The organism is Streptomyces sp. NPDC002602, assembly GCF_042889445.1.
GTDB lineage: Bacteria > Actinomycetota > Actinomycetes > Streptomycetales > Streptomycetaceae > Streptomyces.
Window position 1 is genome coordinate 1,003,018 of record NZ_JBIAQX010000001.1, and the last position, 18,576, is coordinate 1,021,593.

Below are 18,576 nucleotides of genomic sequence, written 5' to 3' on the forward strand. Positions count from 1 at the left end.
TTCGAATCAGACGGACCGCGGCAGTTTCACCACGGTCACGAAGAAGTCGTCGATCTGCTGGATGGCCCGGATGAACTGGTCGAGGTCCACCGGCTTGGTCACGTAGGCGTTGGCATGCAGCTTGTAGCTGCGCAGGATGTCCTCCTCCGCCGCCGACGTGGTGAGCACGACCACCGGGATGTGACTCAACTCGGGGTCGTTCTTGATCTGTTCGAGGACCTGCCGACCGTCGTACTTGGGAAGGTTCAGGTCGAGGAGGATCAGGTCGGGGCGCGGGGCGTTCGTGTGGTCGCCCCTGCGGTACAGGAAGTCCAGGGCCTCCAGGCCGTCCCGGACGACGTGCAGCGTGTTGCCGATCTTGTTGTCCTCGAACGCCTCGCGGGTCATCAGCTCGTCACCCGCGTCGTCCTCGACGAGCAGGACTTCCGCCGGCTGGGTCTGCGGCCTGGAGGCAGGGGTGCTCATGCGGTACTTCCTTCGGTGGTCGGTACGGTCGCGTTCGCGTTCACGGAGCCGGAATCGGACTCGGACTCGGAATCGGATCCTGTCATGGAGCCGGAGCCGGAGCCGGAGCCGGAGCCGGAGCCGGAGCCGGAGCCTGAGGTCGCGGAGCCGGAATCCGTGCCTGCCGCGGGCCCCTCGTGGACGAGTACGGGCAGGGTGAAGACCATTCGCGTTCCGCCGGTGTGGGCGGTGTCGATCCAGATGCGACCGCCCGCGTGCTCGACGATCTTCTTGCAGAGCGACAGGCCGATTCCCGTGCCGCCGTAGGTCTCCCGGCCGTGCAGGCGCTGGAAGATGACGAACACCTTGTCCGCGAACTCGGCCGGGATCCCGATGCCGTTGTCCGTGACGGTGAAGGTGTGGAAGCCCGGTTCGGCCCCGGTCCCTTCCTCGTCGTCGCGCAGGGCGATCTCGACGCGCGCGGGGCGGTCGGGGGAGCGGAACTTCACGGCGTTGGCGACGAGGTTCTGCCAGAGCATGGTGAGCAGGGTGGGGTCGCCCGACACCGAGGGCAGGCGCTCCGGCCGCACGATCTCGGCCCCGCTCTCCTCGACGGCGGTGGCGAGGTTGCGCAGGGCGCGGTCGACGGTGCCGTCCAGGGCGACGGTCTCCCGCGCGTCCTGGACCCGGCCCACCCGGGAGAACGTGAGCAGGTCGTTGATCAGGACCTGCATGCGCTTGGCGCCGTCGACGGCGAAGCCGATGTACTGGCTGCCCCGCTCGTCGAGCCGGTCCCCGTACCGCTTCTCCAGGAGCTGGCAGAACGAGGCGACCTTGCGCAGCGGTTCCTGGAGGTCGTGCGAGGCGACGTACGCGAACTGTTCCAGCTCGGCGTTGGAGCGGCGCAGTTCCACCGCCTGCGCGTCGAGGTCCCCGGCGGTCCGCTTCAGCTCCTCCGCGTAGCGGCGGGAGGCCGTCAGCTCGGCGACGGTCCGGCGGCGCATGGCCTCCACCGCGCGGGCGAGCGACCGCAGGTCGGAGGGTCCCGTCTCGGGGATCTCTTCCTCGAACGCGCCCGAGGCCACCCGCCGGGACGCGGCCCGGACCTCGGCCAGCGGCCGAACGACGCTCATCTGCAGGAGGACGGCCAGGCAGAGGCCGGTCACGAGGAAGGCCACGACGATCGCCAGCAGGACGTGGTCGCGTTCGGAGCGGGCCTGCGCGAAGGTGGCGCGGGCGTCGGACTGCAGGGTGTCGAGCCGGGTCTGCTGGGTCTTGACGCGCTCGCGGACCTCGTCGAAGCGGTCCTTGCCCAGTTGGACCGACGGCCCGGCCGTCCCGGCCCTCGCCGACGCGAGGCTGGGCGTGGCGAAGGAGTCCTGCCAGGTGCGCGCGGCCGTCGCGACGGCGCCGAGGTCGGCCCCGGCCTCGTCCTCGCCGTCGAGCAGCATCGCCAGCCGCTTGGCCGATCCGCGCTCGTTCTCCAGGCCGCGCTCGTACGGCTCCAGCAACTTCGGGTCGCGCGTCAGCAGGTAGCCGCGGACCCCGGTCTCCTGGTCCAGCAGGGCGGACTCAAGTCGCAGGGCCTCCCGCTGGGCCGGCGCGATCCGGTCGACGAGCCGGTCACCGGCCGCCGTCGTGTTCGACAGCAGGGCGGCGCCGACCACGGCCGTGACGACGACCATCACCCCGAGCAGGGCCAGCACGGTCATGAACCACGCGCGCAGGCTCAGCCCGGTACGGCCGGTACGGGGGGTCGGGGGGGCTGTCGGGTCCGGGGCACTCACAAGGAGGTGTTCCATTCGAGGTGGAGTACGGCGACGTCGTCGGCAAGCCCCCCGCTGTCCGCGGCGAGGCTCTGGGCGGTGTGGATCAGGGTGTCGACGAAGGCGTCGGCGGGCAGGTCGTTGTGGCGGCGGGCGATGTCCAGCAGCCCGTCCTCGTCGAGGCGGTCCGAGCCGGAGCCGATCCTGCCCTCGATCAGGCCGTCGGTGAAGAGCATCACGGCTCCCGTGTTCTCGACGGGGACCTGGACGACGGGCCAGCGGGTGTCCCAGTCGGGCACGATGCCCAGCGCGGGGCCGCCGGGCACCTCCTCCAGACGCACGCCCGCCGAGGAGCGCACCAGGAAGCCGGGATGGCCGGCGCGCTGCACACTGATGTGCGGCGAGTCCGCCGGCCGGGTGACCGCGATGAGCGTGGCGAAGATCTCGGGCCCGGAACGCTCGGCGACCAGGATCTTCTCCAACAGTTCGAGGAGGTCCTGACCGCGGGCGCCGGCCATGACGAACGCCCGCCACGCCACGCGCAGGCACACGCCCAGGGCCGCCTCGTCCGGGCCGTGCCCCGATACGTCACCGACGACGGCGTGCGTCGCCCCGTCCGGTGTCTGGACGACGTCGTAGAAGTCGCCGCCGAGGAGTGCCTGGGCCCGACCGGGCCGGTAACGGGCACAGACCGAGACGGTGTCGTCCAGCAGGAGCGGCGTCGGCAGCAGGCCGCGTTCCAGTCGGGAGTTCTCCTCCGCGCGCAGCCTGCTCGCCTGGAGGGAGGCCGCCGCGAGTTCCGTGTGCTTGCGCTGGATCGCGTAGCGGATGGCGCGCATGAAGACGTCCGGCTCCAGCCGGCCCTTGACCAGGTAGTCCTGTGCCCCCGCCGCGACGGCGGCGAGACCCGCCTGCTCCTCCGAAAGACCGGTGAGGACGACCACGGCGGCCTCGGCGGCGTTGGCCAGCACCTTGTTGAGGGCGTCGAGACCGTGGGCGTCGGGCAGGTGCAGGTCGAGCAGGACGCACTGCGGCGCCTCGCCCTTCAGCCGGGGCAGGGCCTCCGCCAGGGAGCCCGCGCGACCGAGCCGCACGTCGACGCCGCTGTCCGCGACCAGTTCCTCGACGAGGAGGGCGTCACCCTCGTCGTCCTCGATGAGCAGGACACGCGGGGGAAGACCGCTCCACAGCGCGCGGGAGCGGTCCTCGTCGATCGAGGTGGCCTGCCGAGGCGGGCTCACCACTGCGCGTGACAGTGGTGGCGGGTTGTCGGCAGGGTGCGAGGACCCCAGGCCGAGAGCGCTCCCCATGGCGTTGCTTTTCCCCTCTCGCCACACAGTGCGCAGGCCCGACGGGCGCCTGGTGCGTCCGGAGCGAGACTAGAGCGATCATTTGCCATCGGGCAATATTTTAACTGGTCAATCATCAGGGTCTGACCAGTTGCCCGGATCCGTCGCGCTCGCCCCGAGCACGTCAGGCCGTGTCGGACAGCCGGGTGGTACGCAGCGGTCCGACGCCCGCGCCCCTGGCGGTCGACTCCCGGGCCGGGGCCCCGTGCGGGGCCACCGTCGCCTCGGCGCCCGCCGCCCGCGCCCCCGCGGCGAAGAGATCCGCCGCGGCCCGCCGCAACCCCGTCAGGCCCACGATCAGCGCCTCGATCGCGGCCGGCTCCATCAGGTCGAGGACGGCGGACAGCTCCCGCAGCCGGATCGCCCGGTACTCGTCCAGCAGCGCCCGGCCCTGCCGGGTCGGGTACAGCTCGACCTCGCGCCCGCTGGTCCGGCTGCGCGAGCGGGTCAGCAACCCCATGGCCTCCATCCGGTCGCACAGACGCGTCACCGACGGCGGTCGGGAGCCGAGCATCGAGCCCAGGGTGCGCAGGTTGATGCCCTCGGACTGCTCCACGACGAGCAGCGCGCGCAGTTGCGAGGGCGATATCGCGGGGGTCGTGGCGTCCTGGCCGCGAGCCAGCAGCACTTCGAGGAGCTCCGCGACCGCACCGGTCGTCACGGAAGGGTGCTCTTCCGTGCCGGGGTGACCGTCGAGAGGGGGCATGGGGCCCACTCTGCCACCGTCGCGCCCCGGATGTCGCTTCCGCCCGGTCCCGCCCGGCACGGCCGAAGATCGGCGCGCCACGCCCGCCCGGCCCGGAACCCGGCGCCCCGGGCGGGGTTGGCGGCGCACCGGTACGCCCGGGCCCGCGACGCGTGTGACACTCCTCTACCGGATGCACACATCGCGTCCACACCCACGAAGAGGAGAGGCAGGCCGCACCCCGTGCCCCCAAGTGATTCGGTGGAGCGCATCCTGCGCGCCGCGGCACCCCACGAGCTGCTCGACGAGATCCGCGCGCTGCTGGTCGCACGTCACGGAGCGCTGTCCGTCGAGCTGCTGCTGGCCGACTACGCCATGACCCGGTTGCAGCCCCTGACCACACCGCCGCACGGCGCCGAGCCGGTGTCGGTGTACTCCACGGCCCCCGGCCGGGCGTTCGGCGCCCAGGAGCCGTACCTCGTGGACGCCGGCGAGCGGGTCATCGTCCACCTGCCGGTGAGCGTGCGCGGCGACCGGCTCGGAGTGCTGAGCGTCACGTTGCCCAAGGGCGCCGGCACGCCCGAGGCCAGGGACGAGCTGGGGCTCGTGGCCGACGCGCTCGGTCACGAGCTTCTCGTGGCCGAACGGGACACCGACCTCTTCCGTCAGGCGCGGCGCACCGACCGGCTGACCCTCGCCGCCGAGATGCAGTGGCAGTTGCTCCCGGGCCGCTCCTGCGCCCGTCCCGAGTACAGCCTCGGCGCGCAGTTGGAGCCCGCCTACGCCATCTTCGGCGACGGCTTCGACTGGTCGACCTCGGCCGACCACCTGTTCCTCGGCGTCAACAACGGCATGGGCGACGGGATCGACGCCGCGCTGCTGACGAACCTGGCGGTCAACGCCGTGCGCAACGCGCGCCGCGCCGGGCTCGGCCTGGTCGACCAGGCCTCCCTCGCGGACCAGGCCGTCTACGGGCAGTACCGGGGCGAGCGCCATCTGGCGATGCTGCTGCTCGACTTCCACCTGGACACGGGGCGCGTCGAGATCGTCGACGCGGGGTCGCCGAAGGTCTGGCGTCTGCGCGACGGGAACGTCGAGGCCGTCGAGCTGGAGGCGCAGCTGCCCCTCGGGATGTTCGAGGACACGGTCTACACCTGCCAGGACTTCCGCGTCGAGCCGGGAGACCGGCTCCTCATCGCGAGCGACGGGGTGTACGACGTGGCCTCGCCGGTCGGCGAGAGCTACAGCCTGCGCGCACTCGCCCGGGCCATCATGAGCACCCGGCTCCTGCCGCCCTCCCAGGTGCCGGGGGCGATCCTGGAACACCTCGCGGGCCACCGGGGCGTGGGCGTCGAGTCCACCGACGACGCCACGGTGCTGTGCCTGGACTGGGTGGGCCGGCCGCCGGAAGGGGCCTGATCCTCCGGGGCGGACCGGCGCGAGGGCGGCCCTGATCGTCCGAGTCGAGCCGCCGGGCGGGGCGGGCCGACTCCGCCGGCCCGCCCGGTGCCGGCCCTCGGCCTCGGACCAGAAGGCGCCCGTGCGGTCCTGGACGGCCTTGAGGGTGACCCGCGGCTCGGCGAATCCGGGGGCCGAGCCGTAGCCCGTGCCCGGGATCCACTCCGTCCCCGCCCGCCGGTTTCAGGACGTCCGAGATGCCGGCACCGGGGCCGGGTCCGCGGCGACCAGGGGATCGCCCGGGTCGCCGAGGAACACCACCGCGCAACGGCCCCGCGCCGTGTCCGGGATCCCCAGGGGGCCGGCCGCGCCGCGCCCGTGGACGACGGCCGACACGGGCAGGTCCCGCGCTGCGCCCCGGGGGCGTCGGCGCGTCACGTGCGGGACGCCCTTCGGAGGTCCGGTTCGCGAGCGGTGGCGAAGGAGCCCCGCTCGGCGGCGACGGAGGCGTGCTCCCACGCCTCGCGGTCCCGGAGGTAGAGCGGCTCCCGGGCGACGATGGACCGCGTCACGGCCGTCCCCGCCCCGAGCCGCCAACGGACCGTGCCGGTGACGCTCTGCGAACAGACGTCGACGAACGCCTGGCTCGCCCGCCGCAGACCGTCGAACCAACGGCCCTCCAACGCCTCGCGCACCCAGATCTGCTCCTGGTGCATCTTCTCCCTGATGGTCTCCGCGGGCAGCGTCGCCGTCTCCAGGTGACGGTGCGAACGCAGCAGCAGGGTCGCCGCCGGCATCTCCCGCACCTCCAGGACCTTCTGTCCCGCGGCCAGGTGTTCCAGCCCGGAGTAGCGGCCGATGCCGTGCGCGCCGACCCGTCGGTTGAGCGTCTCGACGAGTCCCGTCAACGGCAGGGCGCGACCGTCCACCGAGACGGGCCGGCCACGGTCGAAACCGATCTCGATCTCCTCCGGTCCCGTACCGGGCCGGGGAACGCTCCACCGGTACAGCTCCTCCGGCACGGCGTGGTCCTCGGGGTCGTCGAGGATCCCCGACTCGAACTCCCGGCACCACAGGTTCGAGTCGCCGCTGACCAGCCGCTCGTTCAACTGGTCGAGCCCGGCCTCCTTCAACTCGTGCATCTTGCGGTCCCGGTCGACGGGGGTCAGGTCGTACGGGCTGCCGTGGCGCCCGGCGAACCCGAGCAGGTCCAGGGCCCCGTTGAGCCGGCGCAGGGTGTTCTGCGAGCGGTTCGCGGTGTGCAGCACCGTGCCGGCGCCGAGTTCGCGCGCCGTGTCCACCGCGATCTCGGCGATCAGCGGCCGGCTCAGGGAGCTGCTGATCGGGTGGGTGTCGAGGTACACCGCGTGCGCGGCTATCGCGGGGCGGACGTACTCCTGCGCGAACCTCTCGCGGGCGTCCACCAGGTGCAGCCGGATGCCGAGTTGGTCGGCCAACGCCTGCTTGTGCGCGCCGCTCTCGTCCTCACCGAGGTCGACGCTCAGCGCGTGGACGTCCCGGACGCCCGCACGCACCAGCCGCAGCAGCAGGTACGTGCTGTCCAGGCCCCCGCTGAAGAGGGTGACGACGGGGGAGGACAGGTCGGGCGCGTGGAGGCGCAGGTCATCGAACGAGCGGATCGGGGTCCGGGGCCTCACTGTTCCTCCTCGTGGCGCTCGGCGAGGGCGGCGCTGAACTCCGCGACGGTGGGCTCGTCGAACACCAGGCGCATCGGCACCTCGAAGCCGAGCAGCTTCTCCAGCTTCCGGGTCACACGGATCACCTTGAAGGAGTCCCCGCCGATGTCGAAGAAGTCGTCGTGCAGGCCGATCGCCGGCAGGCCGAGCACCTCGCACCAGACATCGGCGACGAGCTTCTCCACCTCACCCGCCTCCCCGGCGGGCGACTCCCACGCGGTCGTGGCGGGCAGCGCCGTGAGGGCACGCTCCGCCAGCAGGGTCCGGTCGAGCTTGCCGTTGGCGGTCAGCGGCAGCTCCGGTAACACGGTGAGGGCGGCGGGAACCATGTACCCCGGGAGCGCCGAGCGCAGTGCCGCGTGAACGGCCGCGGTCAAGGCCTCCGGGTCGATGCCCGGCTCGACGACCAGGAAGCCGACCAGGCGCGCCTCGCCGCCGGACCCGCACGCGACCGCGGCCGCCTGGCGGACCCCGGGCACGCGCAGGGCCGCGGCCTCGATCTCGCCGAGCTCGATGCGGTAGCCCCGCACCTTTACCTGGAGGTCCACCCGGCCGAGGAACTCCAGCCCGCCCACCGGGTGGCTCCGCACGAGGTCCCCGGAACGGTAGAGGACGTCGCCGGGATCGCCGAGGTGGTCCGGGACGAACCGCTCGGCCGTCAGCTCGGGCCGGTCGAGGTAGCCCAGGGCGAGACCGGCGCCGCCGATGTACAGCTCGCCCGGCTCCCCGTCGGCCACCGGACGGCCGTCCTCGTCGAGGATCCGCAGGGTGGTGTCCTCGATGGCCCGGCCGATGTACACGGTGTCCAGCTCCGTGTCCCGGGGCGGGACCCACGCCGTGCAGTAGATCGTGCACTCGCTCGGCCCGTACAGGTTGGTGAGCGGCGCGGTGGACCGTGCGTGGAAGCGGCGGACCAGTTCGGGGCCGAGCGGCTCCCCGCCGGTCAGGACCCGGCGCAGCCCGTCGAAACGTTCCTGCGGGCCGCGCGCCAGCAGGAACAGGTCGAGGAGGGAGACCACGCAGTAGAAGGTGGTGATGTCCGCCTCGCGGATCATCCGCGCGAGGTAGTCGGCGTCGCGTTGGCGCCCCGGAGCGGCGATCACGATCGTGGCACCGGTGATCAGCGGCCAGTACACCTCGATCAGGAACATGTCGAAGCTGCACGCGGTGTGGTGCAGCATCCGGTCGTCCTCGCCCAGCCCGTGGGCGCGCTGGAGCGCCTTCAGGCGGCGGGCGACCGCCCGGTGCGGGATGAGCGACGCCTTGGGGCGGCCGGTGGAGCCGGAGGTGTAGATGGCCACGGCGGGCTGCTCGGCCAGGTCGGCGGCCGGCTCGAACGCGCCGACCGGCGCCTCGGCCGCGCACTCCTCGACCGTGACCACCTCGACGTCGAGCCCGGCGGGGAGCCGGGACCGCAGGGCCTCGGTGGTGATCAGCAGCCGGGGCCGGCAGTCGGCCAGCATGTCGAGGGTGCGTTCCACCGGGTCGTTCGCGTCGAACGCCACCTGGGCGGCGCCGGCGAGGACCACACCGCTCACGCCCGTCACGAACTCCGCGGAGCGCTCCACGTAGACCGCCACCCGGTCGCCGGGACGCGCCCCCCGCCGCCGCAGCAGCGAGGCGACCCGCAGGCAGCGGTCCCGGAGTTCGCCCGCGGTGATCTCCCGGTCGCCGTCGACGACGGCGATCCGCTCGGGGGCGGCGTCCCACCGTCTCAGCAGCAGGGTGTCGAGCCGGTCGTCGGCCGGTTCGAGAAGGGTGGCCATCACGCGTGTTCCCATCGGTGTGTGGTGTGTGTGTCTGCTCTGCCTGCCCGCGGCGCGCACTGCCGTGCGGTCAGCCGGATGCGGGGAGGGCCTCGGCGAGGGCGGCCGTCGGTTCCCGGACCGTGGAGGCGTCGAAGAGCAGCTCGATGTCCAACTCGGCGCCCAGTTCGGCCTGGAGTTCGGAGGCCGGCCGCATCGCCCGCAGCGAGTCGCCGCCGAGCTCGAAGAAGTCGTCGTCGAGCCCGACCTCGGGCAGGGAGAGCACGTCCCGGAACAGCTTCGCGACCAGTTCCTCCCGTCCCAGTCCCCGTCCCCGTCCCCGTGCCTCCGCCGTGCCGGCGACCTCCGGCGCGGGGGCGTCGGGCGTCCCCTCCGGCGCGGGCAGCGGCGCCCGCAACGCGAGGAAGTCCGTCCTGCCCGCCGGCGTCAACGGCAGCTCGGCCAGCCCCACGAGGGTTTCCGGAATCATGTACGACGGCAGCCGGCGTCGCAACTCACCCGCCGACCAGGCCGGTTCGAGTACGGCGGAGTGGTCTACCGGGCGGTCCGCTCGGGAGTGGGCTCGGCGCACGTCCTGGACGGCCGGGAGCCGCGCGCCGTGCTGCGGGCGGTCCTCGGCGGACCCGCCGAACGCTCCGGCACCACCGTGGTCCCGGACCGGGACCACGAGCCAACCGGCACCTGACCCGCCGTGCGGCGCCGCGCGCACGCACGCGCGCGGCGCCCGCCCGCCCGCCGGCGGGGCGCGGTCACACCCGGCCCGCCGTGGGCACGCCGTCCACGTAGGTGTCGAGTACCTCGATGTCGCCGATGTGCGAGGTCTCCACCCGCGAGGGATCGTCGGCCAGCACCACCAGATCGGCCCGCTTCCCCGGTGCCAGACTGCCCGCGCGGTCCTCCCAGCGGCAGGCGTGGGCGCCGGCGACCGTGTACGCGTACAGGGCCTCCTCGACGCTGATCGCCTCGTCCGGGCCGATCGCCCGCCCCGACAGCGAGGCCCGCTCGACCATGAACTGGACGGCCCGCAGGGGGGAACCGTCCGTCACGGGCCGGTCGGAACTGCCCACCAGGGTGACCCCGTGGTCGAGGAACCCGCGGCCCCGGTACATCCACGGGGCCCGCTCGGGGCCCATGACGGCCGCGTAGTCGTCCCCGAAGTACCGCAGGAAGTTCGGCTGGACGACCGCGCTGAGACCCAGCGCGGCGAACCGCGGCAACTGGTCCGGGCGGATCAGCCCGGCGTGTTCGATCCGGTGCCGGGCGTCCGGCCGGGGCCGCAGACCCTGCGCCCGCTCCAGCGCGTCCAAGGCGAGGTCGGCGGCGCGGTCGCCGATGGCGTGCACCGCGAGCTGCCAGCCGGCGAGGTGCCCGTCCACGATCAGGTCCGTGATCGCCTCCGGGGAGTCCTGGAGTTCACCGATGCCGTCCGTCCCGACGTACGGGCCGGTCAGCGCGGCCGTACGGGCCATCATGCCGCCGTCGGTGTAGATCTTGAGCGCGCCGACGGACAGCCAGTCGTCCCCGAACCCGGTCCGCAGCCCGAGGTCGAGCGCGCGGGGGAAACCGTCGTCCGCGTGGGCCGCCACGGGGCGCAGGGTGTCCCCGGCCGCCATCAACTGGACCCGCAGCGGAAGCCGGCCCCGGTCGCGCAGCGACTGGTAGGCGCCGGCCTCGACCGGGCTGTGGCCGAGGAGCCCGCCACCGATCCCGGCCTCCGCGCAGGCGGTGATGCCCTCGGCCAGGCACTGCCGGCCGGCGCGTTCGATGGCGTCGGCCAACTCCTCCTGGGAGTAGGGAAGTCGCAGCCGTCGGGCGGCGGTCATGGCGCTCTCGGCGAGGAAACCCCCGCCGGCCGCCGCCGAGGCGGGCAGCAGATCCAGGACGGCGCTGTTGACCACGCAGCCGTGCCCGGAGTCGTGCAGCATGAACACCTTGCGGCCCGCACTGACCTTGTCCAGTTCGACGGCCGTCAGATGCCGTCTCAGGGCCCGCTGGTCGTATCCGACGACGTCCACCCAGGCCCCGGGCGGCTTGTCCGCGACGGCCCGCGCCACCACCGCCAACACGTCCTCGACCCGCTCGCACGGCGCCACGCTCGGCGTGGCCGCCTTCAGCCCCGTCCAGGCCAGATGGACGTGGCTGTCGATGAACCCCGGCAACACGGTGGCGCCCTGGAGGTCGACCACCTCCCGGGCGGGCAGCCCCGTCACCGCCTCGTCGAGGCCGACGATCAGGCCGCGCCAGATCCCGATGTCGTGGGCTACGGGGTGCGCCGGGTCCATGGTGACGACGTGCGCGTTGGTCAGCCGCGTACTGAGCATGGGCATCGGTCCTCAGGAAGTGGGAGCCACCGGTTCCGGCGTCAGGGGGTGGCGGGTGCGGGCGGTGGGGACCATCAGCGGGGTGCCGGTCTCCGGGTCCTCGATGATCCGGCAGGGCAGGCCGAAGACGTCCCGCACCAGCTCGGCCGTCATCACCGTCGCGGGGTCGCCCTCGGCGGCGATCGTGCCGCCGGGCCTCATGACCACCAGGTGACCGGCGTACCGGCAGGCCTGGTTGAGGTCGTGGAGCACGGCGACGATGGTGTGGCCCTTGTGCTCGTGCAGGTCGGCGCAGAGGTTCAGCACCTCCACCTGGTGGGCGATGTCGAGGTAGGTGGTCGGCTCGTCGAGCAGCAGGATCGACGTCTGCTGGGCGAGCACCATGGACAGCCAGACGCGTTGGCGCTGCCCGCCCGAGAGGTCGTCCACCGGCCGGTCGGAGAGTTCCAGCACTCCGGTCTGGCGCATCGCCTCGACCACCGCGTCCTCGTCCTCCGGGGCCCACTGCTTCAGCATCCGCTGGTGCGGGTAGCGCCCCCGGGCCACCAGGTCGCCGACGGTGATCCCGCCCGGGGCGGTCGAGGTCTGCGGGAGCAGGCCGAGCCGGCGGGCCACCTCGCGCGAGCGGTACGAGGCGATGGCGGCCCCGTCCAGGTAGACCTCGCCCGCCGTGGGCTTGAGCATCCGGGCGAGCGCCTTCAACAGGGTGGACTTCCCGCAGGCGTTGGGGCCGATGATCGCGGTGAAGGAGTGGTCGGGGATGACCACCCCGAGGTCGGTGGCCACGGTCCGTTGCTCGTAGCGGAGGGTCAGGCCCTCGGCCCGCAGCCGGGCCGTCGGGACGGTGTCGGGAGCGCTCGTACGTGTCATGCGCGGCTCTTTCGCGACTCGGTGACCAGCAGCCAGATGAGGTAGAGACCGCCGATGACTCCCGTGGCGGTGCCGACCGGAAGGAGGGCGTGGGTGAACAGGCGCTGCACCGCGAGGTCGCTCACGGCCAGCAGGACGGCGCCCATCAGGGCGGCCGGGACCAGGCCGGAACCCGAGGAACGGATCAACTTGCGGGCCAACTGGGGCGCGGCCAGCGCGATGAACACGATCGGGCCGGTCACCGCCGTGGCGAAGGCGGCCAACGAGACACTGACGATCAGCAGGGCGGTCCGGGTGCGCGCCACGTTCACCCCGAGCGCCATCGCGGTGTCGTCGCCCATCTCCACCATGGTCAGCCGGCCGCCCAGGAGGAACGCGAGCGGCAGCAGGACGGCCACGGCGATCCCGACGGCCGCCGCGTGGTCCCAGGTCCGGTTGCCGAGGGTGCCGACGAGCCAGGCCTGCGCCTCCAGCGCCTCCTGCCAACTGGCGCGGGTGATCAGGTACGCGTTGACGGCGAGCAGCAGCGCGCTGACCCCGATCCCGACGACGACGAGACGGAACCCCTGCACGCCCCCGCTGAACACCAGCAGGTACACGGCGAGGGCCGTGCCCAGCCCTCCGATCAGGGCGCCGAACACGATCTGGGTCATGCTGCCGTGCAGGGTGACGATCACGACCAGCGCCCCGGTCGCCGAACCGTTGGTGAAGCCGATGATGTCGGGGCTGCCCAGGGCGTTGCGGGTCAGGCTCTGCAGGATGGCGCCGCTCACCGACAGGGCGGCGCCCACGCACAGGGCGGTCACCAGGCGGGGCATGCGCAGCGTGTTGACGATGAAGTCGGCCGCTCCGGAGCCCTGGCCGGTGAGGGCCCGGAGGACCTCGGGCACGGACAGGGTGAAGTCGCCGGTCGTCAGGGTGACCAGCATGACGGCGACGAGCACGACGGCCAGCGTGCCGCCGACGAGGAGCGTACGGCCGTGGAAGCGCAGGGAGACGCCCCCTCGACGGCCGCGCACCACCCGGCCGCTGATCACCCGCGAGGGGGCGCCGGGACGGGACTTCGGGCGGACGGCCGCGTCGGGCGACTCCGTCCCCCGGGCGGGGCTCACAGCATGACCAGCTTTCGGCGGCGGCAGAGGGCGAGGAAGAGCGGCGCCCCGACGAACGCGGTGACGATGCCCACCTGGATCTCGCCGGGCGCGCCGATCACCCGGCCCAGGACGTCGGACCCGACGAGCAGGATCGGTGCCAGCACCACCGAGTAGGCCATCACCCAGCGTTGGTCGGGGCCGACCACGAAGCGGGCCACGTGCGGGACCACCAGGCCGACGAACCCGATCGGCCCGGCGGCGGCGGTCGCCGCCCCGCACAACAGCATCACGGCGATCACGCCGAGGATCCGGGTGCGGCCGACGTTCACCCCCAGGGCGCGGCCGAGTTGGTCGCCCATGGCGAGGGCGTTGAGGGAGGGGGCCAGCAGCAGGGCGAGGACCAGGCCGGCGACGACGAACGGCAGGATCACCCACACCACGTCCATCCGTCGGCCGGCGAGCGCACCCACCGTCCAGTGGCGGAACTGGTTGAAGGCGCGCGGGTTCAGCAGCAGGATCGCGGAGTTGAAGGCGTACAACACGGCGGTGACGGAGGCCCCGGCCACCACCAGCCGGTCGGGGGTGGCCAGTTTCCGCCCGGCCGAGCCGAGCAGGAAGACCACGACCGAGGCGACGGCGGCTCCCACGAAGGCGAACCAGACGTAGCCGAGGGCCGAACCGATGCCCAGGAAGGCGATGGCGACCACCACGCCCGTCGAGGCCCCCAGACTCACCCCGAGCAGGCCCGGGTCGGCCAGCGGGTTGCGGGTGAGGGCCTGCATCAGGGCGCCGGACAACCCGAGGGCGACGCCCACCAGCAGTCCGAGCACGGTCCGGGGGATCCGGTAACTGTGGATGATCACGGAGGTCTGCGAGCCGTCGGGGTTCCACAGCACCCCCCACGTCGAGGTGAAGGGGATGTCGCGGGTGCCCGACCACACGCTCAGCAGGGCGATCACCACGAGCGCGGCGAGCGCGACCAGCAACCCCACGCTCCGCACGGCCGCCATCGCGGCTCCGCGTCCCCGAGGAGCCGGGAGCTCCTCGGCATCACGTCCGACCTTCGCCCGGGTCTCGACCGACAACACGGCTCCCCTCGGCGACCGATCGCACAACGCAACCAAGCACGTTCAACTTAGGTGAGGCTAACCGAATGTTCGCCGAGGGGTCAACGCGCCCGCATCGCATGGCAGTCCGTCCGACGGGGGAATTCGCACCCGATGGGGAGGGTCGAACATTAGAGTAGCCTCACCTAACCCGAGACCTCCGGAGGTCCCGCATGCTCGACGGCAGCCCACCCGGAGGCTCTGTCCTCCGGCGCGCGATCACCGCGCAGCGGCGCCGGGTCGCCGCCGCCTCGCTCCTCGGCACGACCCACCAGGCCTGCGAGGCGATGGTCCCCGTCGTCATCGGCGTCATCATCGACCGGGCCGTCGCCACCGGATCCGGAGCGGCGCTCCTGCGCTGGCTGCTCGTCCTCGCCGTGCTCTTCCTCGTGTTGTCCACCTGCTACCGCACCGCGGCCCGCATCACCGACGGCTCCGGCGAACTGGCCGCCCACCGCATCCGCACCGAACTCGGCGCCCGGGTCCTCGACCCGCGCGGCGGCGCCGACTCCGGCCGACTGCCCGGCGCGCTCACCGCCATGGCCACCGGTGACGCGGCCCGGGTGGGCGCCGTGGTCGCCGCCCTGCCGTACGGGATCGCCGCCGTCGCCGGACTCGCCGTCAGCGCCGTGGCCCTGCTGCGCGTATCGGTACCCCTCGGCCTGCTCATCCTGCTCGGGGTACCGCCCCTGCTGTGGCTCGGACACCTCATCAGCCGCCCCCTCGAACGGCGCAGCGAGGCCGAACAGGATCAGGCCGCGCACGCCTCCGGAGTCGCCGCCGACCTGGTCGCCGGCCTGCGCGTGCTCAAGGGCATCGGCGCCGAACCGGCGGCCGTGGACCGGTACCGCCGCACCAGCCGGGACTCCCTCGCGGCCGCCCTGCGCGCCGCCCGCAGCCGGTCCTGGCACGACGGGGCGATCCTGTCCCTGACCGGCGTCTTCATCGCCGTCATCGGGCTGGTCGGAGCCCGCCTCGCCATGGACGGCTCGCTCAGCGTCGGTGAACTCGTCGCGGCCGTGGGTCTCGCGCAGTTCCTCCTCGGGCCTTTCCAACTCCTCACCTACGTCAGCGCCGAGTTCGCCCAGGGCCGCGCCTCCGCCGCCCGGATCGGCGAGGTGCTCGACTCCTCGCACGCCGTGCCCGCCGGAACCGCCGTCCTGCCCGACCCGTTCACGGGGGGACTGCGGCTGCGCGGCGTCTCGTACGGGGCGCTGCGCGACATCGACCTGCACATCGCGGAGGGCAGCCTGGTCGGTGTCGTCTGCCCCGACCCGGCCGCCGCCACCGACCTGCTGCTGTGCCTCGGCCGGGAGTTCGACCCGGAGCGCGGCACGGTCGAACTGGGCGGGATCGCCCTGTCCCGCCTCGACCCCGACGCCGTCCGCCGCGCCGTCCTCGTCGCCCACCACGACGCCGACCTCTTCGAGGCCAGCCTGCTCGACAACGTCCGGGCGGGCGCCGACACCTCCGTGGCCGACCTCGGCCCGGTGCTCAACGCCTCCACCACCGACGACGTGGCCCGCGCGCTGCCCCAGGGCGTGCACACCCCGCTCAGCGAACGCGGCAGGTCGCTGTCCGGCGGGCAGCGCCAACGGGTCGCGCTGGCCCGGGCCCTGGCCGCCGACCCGCACGTCCTGGTCGTCCACGACCCGACCACCGCCGTGGACACCGTCACCGAGTCGCTGATCGCGGCCCGCCTGCGCGACCTGCGCAAGGGACGCACCACGCTCCTCGTCACCACCAGCCCCGCGCTGCTGTCCGTCACCGACCGTGTCGTGGTCATCCGCGACGGCGCCGTGACCGCCGACGGCCGCCATCCGGAACTCGTCACCGACGACGCGTCCTACCGATCGGTGGTGCTCGTATGAGTCCCGACCACACGCCCGAGGACCCGACCGGGCCCGAGGAACCGACCGGGCGCGAGGAACCGACCGGGCGCGACGAGTCGCCCGGGTCGACCGACGTGCCGCCGCCGACCGACGCGCCGCCGCCGGGCGACGCGTCCGCCCGGGGCGGCCCGGTCGCCGCCGCGCGCGCCATCCTGCCCGTGGCCACCGGCCGACAGACCCTCGCCGCCGTCGCCGAACTGCTGCGCGGACGCCGCCTCCAGGCCCTCACCGCCGCCGCCGTCCTCACCCTCGGCACCGGCATCGGCCTACTCACCGCCCCGATCCTCGGCCGCATGGTCGACCTGGTGGCCGCACACCGGGGCGCCGGCTCGCTGACCGTCCCGATGATCCTTCTCCTCGCGGTGGCCGTCGGCCGGGGCGCCGCCACCGCCCTCGGCAGCTCCCTCGTCGCACGGCTCGGCGAAACCGTCCTCGCCGGGGTGCGCGAACGGTTCATCGAACGGGCCCTGAACCTTCCGCTGGAACGCGTCGAACAGGCCGGCTCGGGCGACCTCACCTCACGGGTGACCGGCGACGTCACCCTCATCACCCGGGTCGTGCGCCAAGCCCTCCCCGAGTTCACCACCGCCCTCCTGACCATCGTGCTGACCCTGGCCGGACTCGCCGTGCTCGACTGGCGGTTCCCGCTCGCCGTACTGCTCGCCGTCCCGGTCCACGTCCTGACCGTCCGCTGGTACATCCCGCGCGCGGTCCCCGTGTACGCCGCCCACCGCGTGGCCAACGGCGCCCTCCAGCACCAGCTCCTCGACAGCGTGGGCGGCGTGCGCACGGTGCGCGCGTTCCGCCTGACCGGGCAGCACGCCCGACTGCTGGACGCGCGTTCGCGGGAGGCCGTGGACCTGGCGCTGCGCGGGATCAGGCTCGTCTCCGGCTTCTTCTCCCGACTCAACCTCGCCGAGTTCATCGGGCTCGCCGCCGTGCTGGTCACGGGCTTCCTGCTGGTCGGCAACGGCTCCGTGAGCATCGGCACCGCCACCGCCGCGGCGCTCTACTTCCACGGCCTGTTCAACCCCGTCAACACGGCGCTCTTCCTCATCGACGACGCCCAGTCCGCCGGCGCGAGCCTCGCCCGGCTCGTCGGCGTCGCCTCCCTGCCCGCCGAGGAAGGCCCCGCGGGGGCGGCCCGACCGGCCGACGGTTCCGTACGCGTCCGGGCGCTCGGCCACGCCTACGAGGCCGGCCACCCGGTCCTGACCGAGGTGGACCTGGAGGTCCGGACCGGGGAACGCGTGGCGCTCGTCGGCGCCAGCGGCGCCGGCAAGACCACCCTCGCCAAGCTGATCGCCGGCGTCCACCGACCGACCTCCGGCTCGATCGAACTCGGCGGCGCCGACACCCGCGAGCTCGGCCCGGCGGGCGTACGCGCCGCCGTGACCCTGATCAGCCAGGAGGTCCACGTCTTCGCCGGACCGCTCGCGGACGACCTGCGGCTGGCCCGCCCCGCGGCGACCGACGCGGAGATCACCGCCGCGCTGGCCCGCGTCGACGCCCTGACCTGGGTGGAGGCCCTGCCCGAGGGCGTGGCCACCGTCGTGGGGGAGGGCGGACACCGGCTGACGGTGACGCAGGCCCAACAACTGGCCCTGGCCCGGCTCGTGCTCGCCGATCCGCCGGTGGCGATCCTCGACGAGGCCACCGCCGACGCCGGGAGCGCCGGCGCCCGCACCCTGGAAGCCGCCGCGCTGCGCGCCCTGGAGGGCCGGACCGGACTCATGGTCGCCCACCGGCTGCCGCAGGCGGCGAGCGCGGACCGGATCGTCGTCCTCGACCGGGGCCGGGTCGTGGAGAGCGGCACCCACGCCGAACTGGTCGCCTCGGGCGGCCGCTACGCCGGCCTCTGGGCGGCCTGGTCCGACAGCCGGCGCTCCGGTCCGACGGACGGCGCCCTGCCCCTGCCCCGGCCCCGCGAGGCCTGAGCGCCCCGGGAAGGCCCGATACGCAGTCGAGAGCCCCGGACGTCGCGGCAGCGAGGTCCGGGGCTCCGCCCGTCTCCGGGAGCCCCGGAGGGTCAGTCCTCCCGCCCTCCGACCGGGCTCTTGGGCCGCGCGTCCGTCCGGTGGGTCTCGACGTACGTCGGGCAGGCGCCCCGGGTGTCCTCCCCGAACACGATCCGCCGGACGGCGGGCACCTCGGCGAAGGCGGGCCACAACGAGTGCCGGTCCTCGTC

Annotated in this window: 16 protein-coding genes; 4 read left to right on the plus strand and 12 right to left on the minus strand. The window is 73.5% G+C overall.

Annotation, left to right across the window (positions count from 1 at the left end; translation table 11 throughout):
- Positions 1-6: 6 nt before the first annotated feature.
- The 4 genes from ACFYW3_RS04080 to ACFYW3_RS04095 all read right to left on the minus strand — a co-directional run bounded on the left by ACFYW3_RS04080 (position 7) and on the right by ACFYW3_RS04095 (position 4,265).
- Entirely contained in the window at positions 7-465 is a 459-nt protein-coding gene (locus tag ACFYW3_RS04080; protein WP_351758299.1) for a response regulator, read from the minus strand.
- Entirely contained in the window at positions 462-2,246 is a 1,785-nt protein-coding gene (locus ACFYW3_RS04085; RefSeq protein ID WP_389385455.1) for an ATP-binding protein, read from the minus strand. Before ACFYW3_RS04085 ends, ACFYW3_RS04080 begins: the two co-directional genes overlap by 4 nt.
- Entirely contained in the window at positions 2,228-3,454 is a 1,227-nt protein-coding gene (locus ACFYW3_RS04090; protein WP_389385456.1) for a PP2C family protein-serine/threonine phosphatase, read from the minus strand. The genes ACFYW3_RS04085 and ACFYW3_RS04090 overlap by 19 nt, the downstream gene beginning before the upstream one ends.
- Before the next feature lie 229 nt (positions 3,455-3,683).
- Complete coding sequence (locus ACFYW3_RS04095; RefSeq protein ID WP_351758304.1) at positions 3,684-4,265, minus strand: MarR family transcriptional regulator; 582 nt, start codon at positions 4,263-4,265, stop codon at positions 3,684-3,686.
- Positions 4,266-4,487: 222 nt separating this feature from the next.
- Between ACFYW3_RS04095 and ACFYW3_RS04100 the strand changes: the two genes are divergently transcribed.
- On the plus strand, positions 4,488-5,663 hold the full coding sequence (locus tag ACFYW3_RS04100; RefSeq protein WP_351758306.1) for a PP2C family protein-serine/threonine phosphatase: 1,176 nt from the start codon (positions 4,488-4,490) through the stop codon (positions 5,661-5,663).
- Positions 5,664-6,076: 413 nt separating this feature from the next.
- On the opposite strand, the gene ACFYW3_RS04105 is transcribed toward ACFYW3_RS04100, so the two are convergent.
- The 3 genes from ACFYW3_RS04105 to ACFYW3_RS04115 form a co-directional block, all read right to left on the minus strand.
- Complete coding sequence (locus ACFYW3_RS04105; protein ID WP_389385457.1) at positions 6,077-7,300, minus strand: argininosuccinate synthase-related protein; 1,224 nt, start codon at positions 7,298-7,300, stop codon at positions 6,077-6,079.
- Positions 7,297-9,105 (minus strand): non-ribosomal peptide synthetase, encoded by a 1,809-nt coding sequence (locus ACFYW3_RS04110; RefSeq protein WP_389385458.1) that lies wholly within the window; start codon positions 9,103-9,105, stop codon positions 7,297-7,299. Before ACFYW3_RS04110 ends, ACFYW3_RS04105 begins: the two co-directional genes overlap by 4 nt.
- Before the next feature lie 70 nt (positions 9,106-9,175).
- A complete protein-coding gene (locus ACFYW3_RS04115) occupies positions 9,176-9,574 on the minus strand; it encodes a phosphopantetheine-binding protein (RefSeq protein WP_389385459.1) in 399 nt (132 codons plus the stop codon).
- A gap of 60 nt (positions 9,575-9,634) precedes the next feature.
- Here ACFYW3_RS04115 and ACFYW3_RS04120 point away from each other — a divergent pair, with 60 nt between their 5' ends.
- Positions 9,635-9,790 carry a hypothetical protein gene (locus tag ACFYW3_RS04120; protein ID WP_389385460.1) on the plus strand — a complete coding sequence of 52 codons (156 nt, stop codon included), beginning with the start codon at positions 9,635-9,637 and terminating at the stop codon, positions 9,788-9,790.
- A gap of 64 nt (positions 9,791-9,854) precedes the next feature.
- On the opposite strand, the gene ACFYW3_RS04125 is transcribed toward ACFYW3_RS04120, so the two are convergent.
- The 4 genes from ACFYW3_RS04125 to ACFYW3_RS04140 are packed head-to-tail and all read right to left on the minus strand — an operon-like array spanning position 9,855 to position 14,475.
- Positions 9,855-11,426, minus strand: a complete 1,572-nt coding sequence (locus tag ACFYW3_RS04125) for an amidohydrolase (RefSeq protein ID WP_389385461.1) — start codon at positions 11,424-11,426, stop codon at positions 9,855-9,857.
- A gap of 12 nt (positions 11,427-11,438) precedes the next feature.
- Positions 11,439-12,296 (minus strand): ABC transporter ATP-binding protein, encoded by an 858-nt coding sequence (locus ACFYW3_RS04130; RefSeq protein ID WP_351758315.1) that lies wholly within the window; start codon positions 12,294-12,296, stop codon positions 11,439-11,441.
- Positions 12,293-13,408: an iron chelate uptake ABC transporter family permease subunit gene (locus ACFYW3_RS04135; RefSeq protein ID WP_351758317.1), complete on the minus strand. Its 1,116-nt coding sequence runs from the start codon at positions 13,406-13,408 to the stop codon at positions 12,293-12,295. Before ACFYW3_RS04135 ends, ACFYW3_RS04130 begins: the two co-directional genes overlap by 4 nt.
- Entirely contained in the window at positions 13,405-14,475 is a 1,071-nt protein-coding gene (locus ACFYW3_RS04140) for a FecCD family ABC transporter permease (protein WP_389385462.1), read from the minus strand. Before ACFYW3_RS04140 ends, ACFYW3_RS04135 begins: the two co-directional genes overlap by 4 nt.
- Before the next feature lie 194 nt (positions 14,476-14,669).
- On the opposite strand from ACFYW3_RS04140, the gene ACFYW3_RS04145 reads away from it, so the two are divergent.
- Both ACFYW3_RS04145 and ACFYW3_RS04150 read left to right on the plus strand, forming a co-directional pair.
- On the plus strand, positions 14,670-16,367 hold the full coding sequence (locus ACFYW3_RS04145; protein ID WP_389385463.1) for an ABC transporter ATP-binding protein: 1,698 nt from the start codon (positions 14,670-14,672) through the stop codon (positions 16,365-16,367).
- The gene (locus tag ACFYW3_RS04150; RefSeq protein WP_389385464.1) at positions 16,364-18,325 is read left to right on the plus strand and encodes an ABC transporter ATP-binding protein; all 1,962 of its coding nucleotides are present in this window, start codon (positions 16,364-16,366) and stop codon (positions 18,323-18,325) included. The genes ACFYW3_RS04145 and ACFYW3_RS04150 overlap by 4 nt, the downstream gene beginning before the upstream one ends.
- Positions 18,326-18,417: 92 nt before the next feature.
- On the opposite strand, the gene ACFYW3_RS04155 is transcribed toward ACFYW3_RS04150, so the two are convergent.
- Positions 18,418-18,558, minus strand: coding sequence for a hypothetical protein (locus tag ACFYW3_RS04155; protein ID WP_389385465.1), 141 nt, complete (start codon positions 18,556-18,558; stop codon positions 18,418-18,420).
- Positions 18,559-18,576: the final 18 nt, after the last annotated feature.

Coding starts and splice junctions, on each gene's coding strand:
- ACFYW3_RS04115 (WP_389385459.1), bottom strand. CDS start 9,574: ATGATTCCGGAAACCCTCGTGGGGCTGGCCGAGCTGCCGTTGACGCCG.
- ACFYW3_RS04145 (WP_389385463.1), top strand. CDS start 14,670: ATGCTCGACGGCAGCCCACCCGGAGGCTCTGTCCTCCGGCGCGCGATC.
- ACFYW3_RS04080 (WP_351758299.1), bottom strand. CDS start 465: ATGAGCACCCCTGCCTCCAGGCCGCAGACCCAGCCGGCGGAAGTCCTG.
- ACFYW3_RS04110 (WP_389385458.1), bottom strand. CDS start 9,105: ATGGCCACCCTTCTCGAACCGGCCGACGACCGGCTCGACACCCTGCTG.
- ACFYW3_RS04150 (WP_389385464.1), top strand. CDS start 16,364: ATGAGTCCCGACCACACGCCCGAGGACCCGACCGGGCCCGAGGAACCG.
- ACFYW3_RS04125 (WP_389385461.1), bottom strand. CDS start 11,426: ATGCTCAGTACGCGGCTGACCAACGCGCACGTCGTCACCATGGACCCG.
- ACFYW3_RS04085 (WP_389385455.1), bottom strand. CDS start 2,246: ATGGAACACCTCCTTGTGAGTGCCCCGGACCCGACAGCCCCCCCGACC.
- ACFYW3_RS04095 (WP_351758304.1), bottom strand. CDS start 4,265: ATGCCCCCTCTCGACGGTCACCCCGGCACGGAAGAGCACCCTTCCGTG.
- ACFYW3_RS04130 (WP_351758315.1), bottom strand. CDS start 12,296: ATGACACGTACGAGCGCTCCCGACACCGTCCCGACGGCCCGGCTGCGG.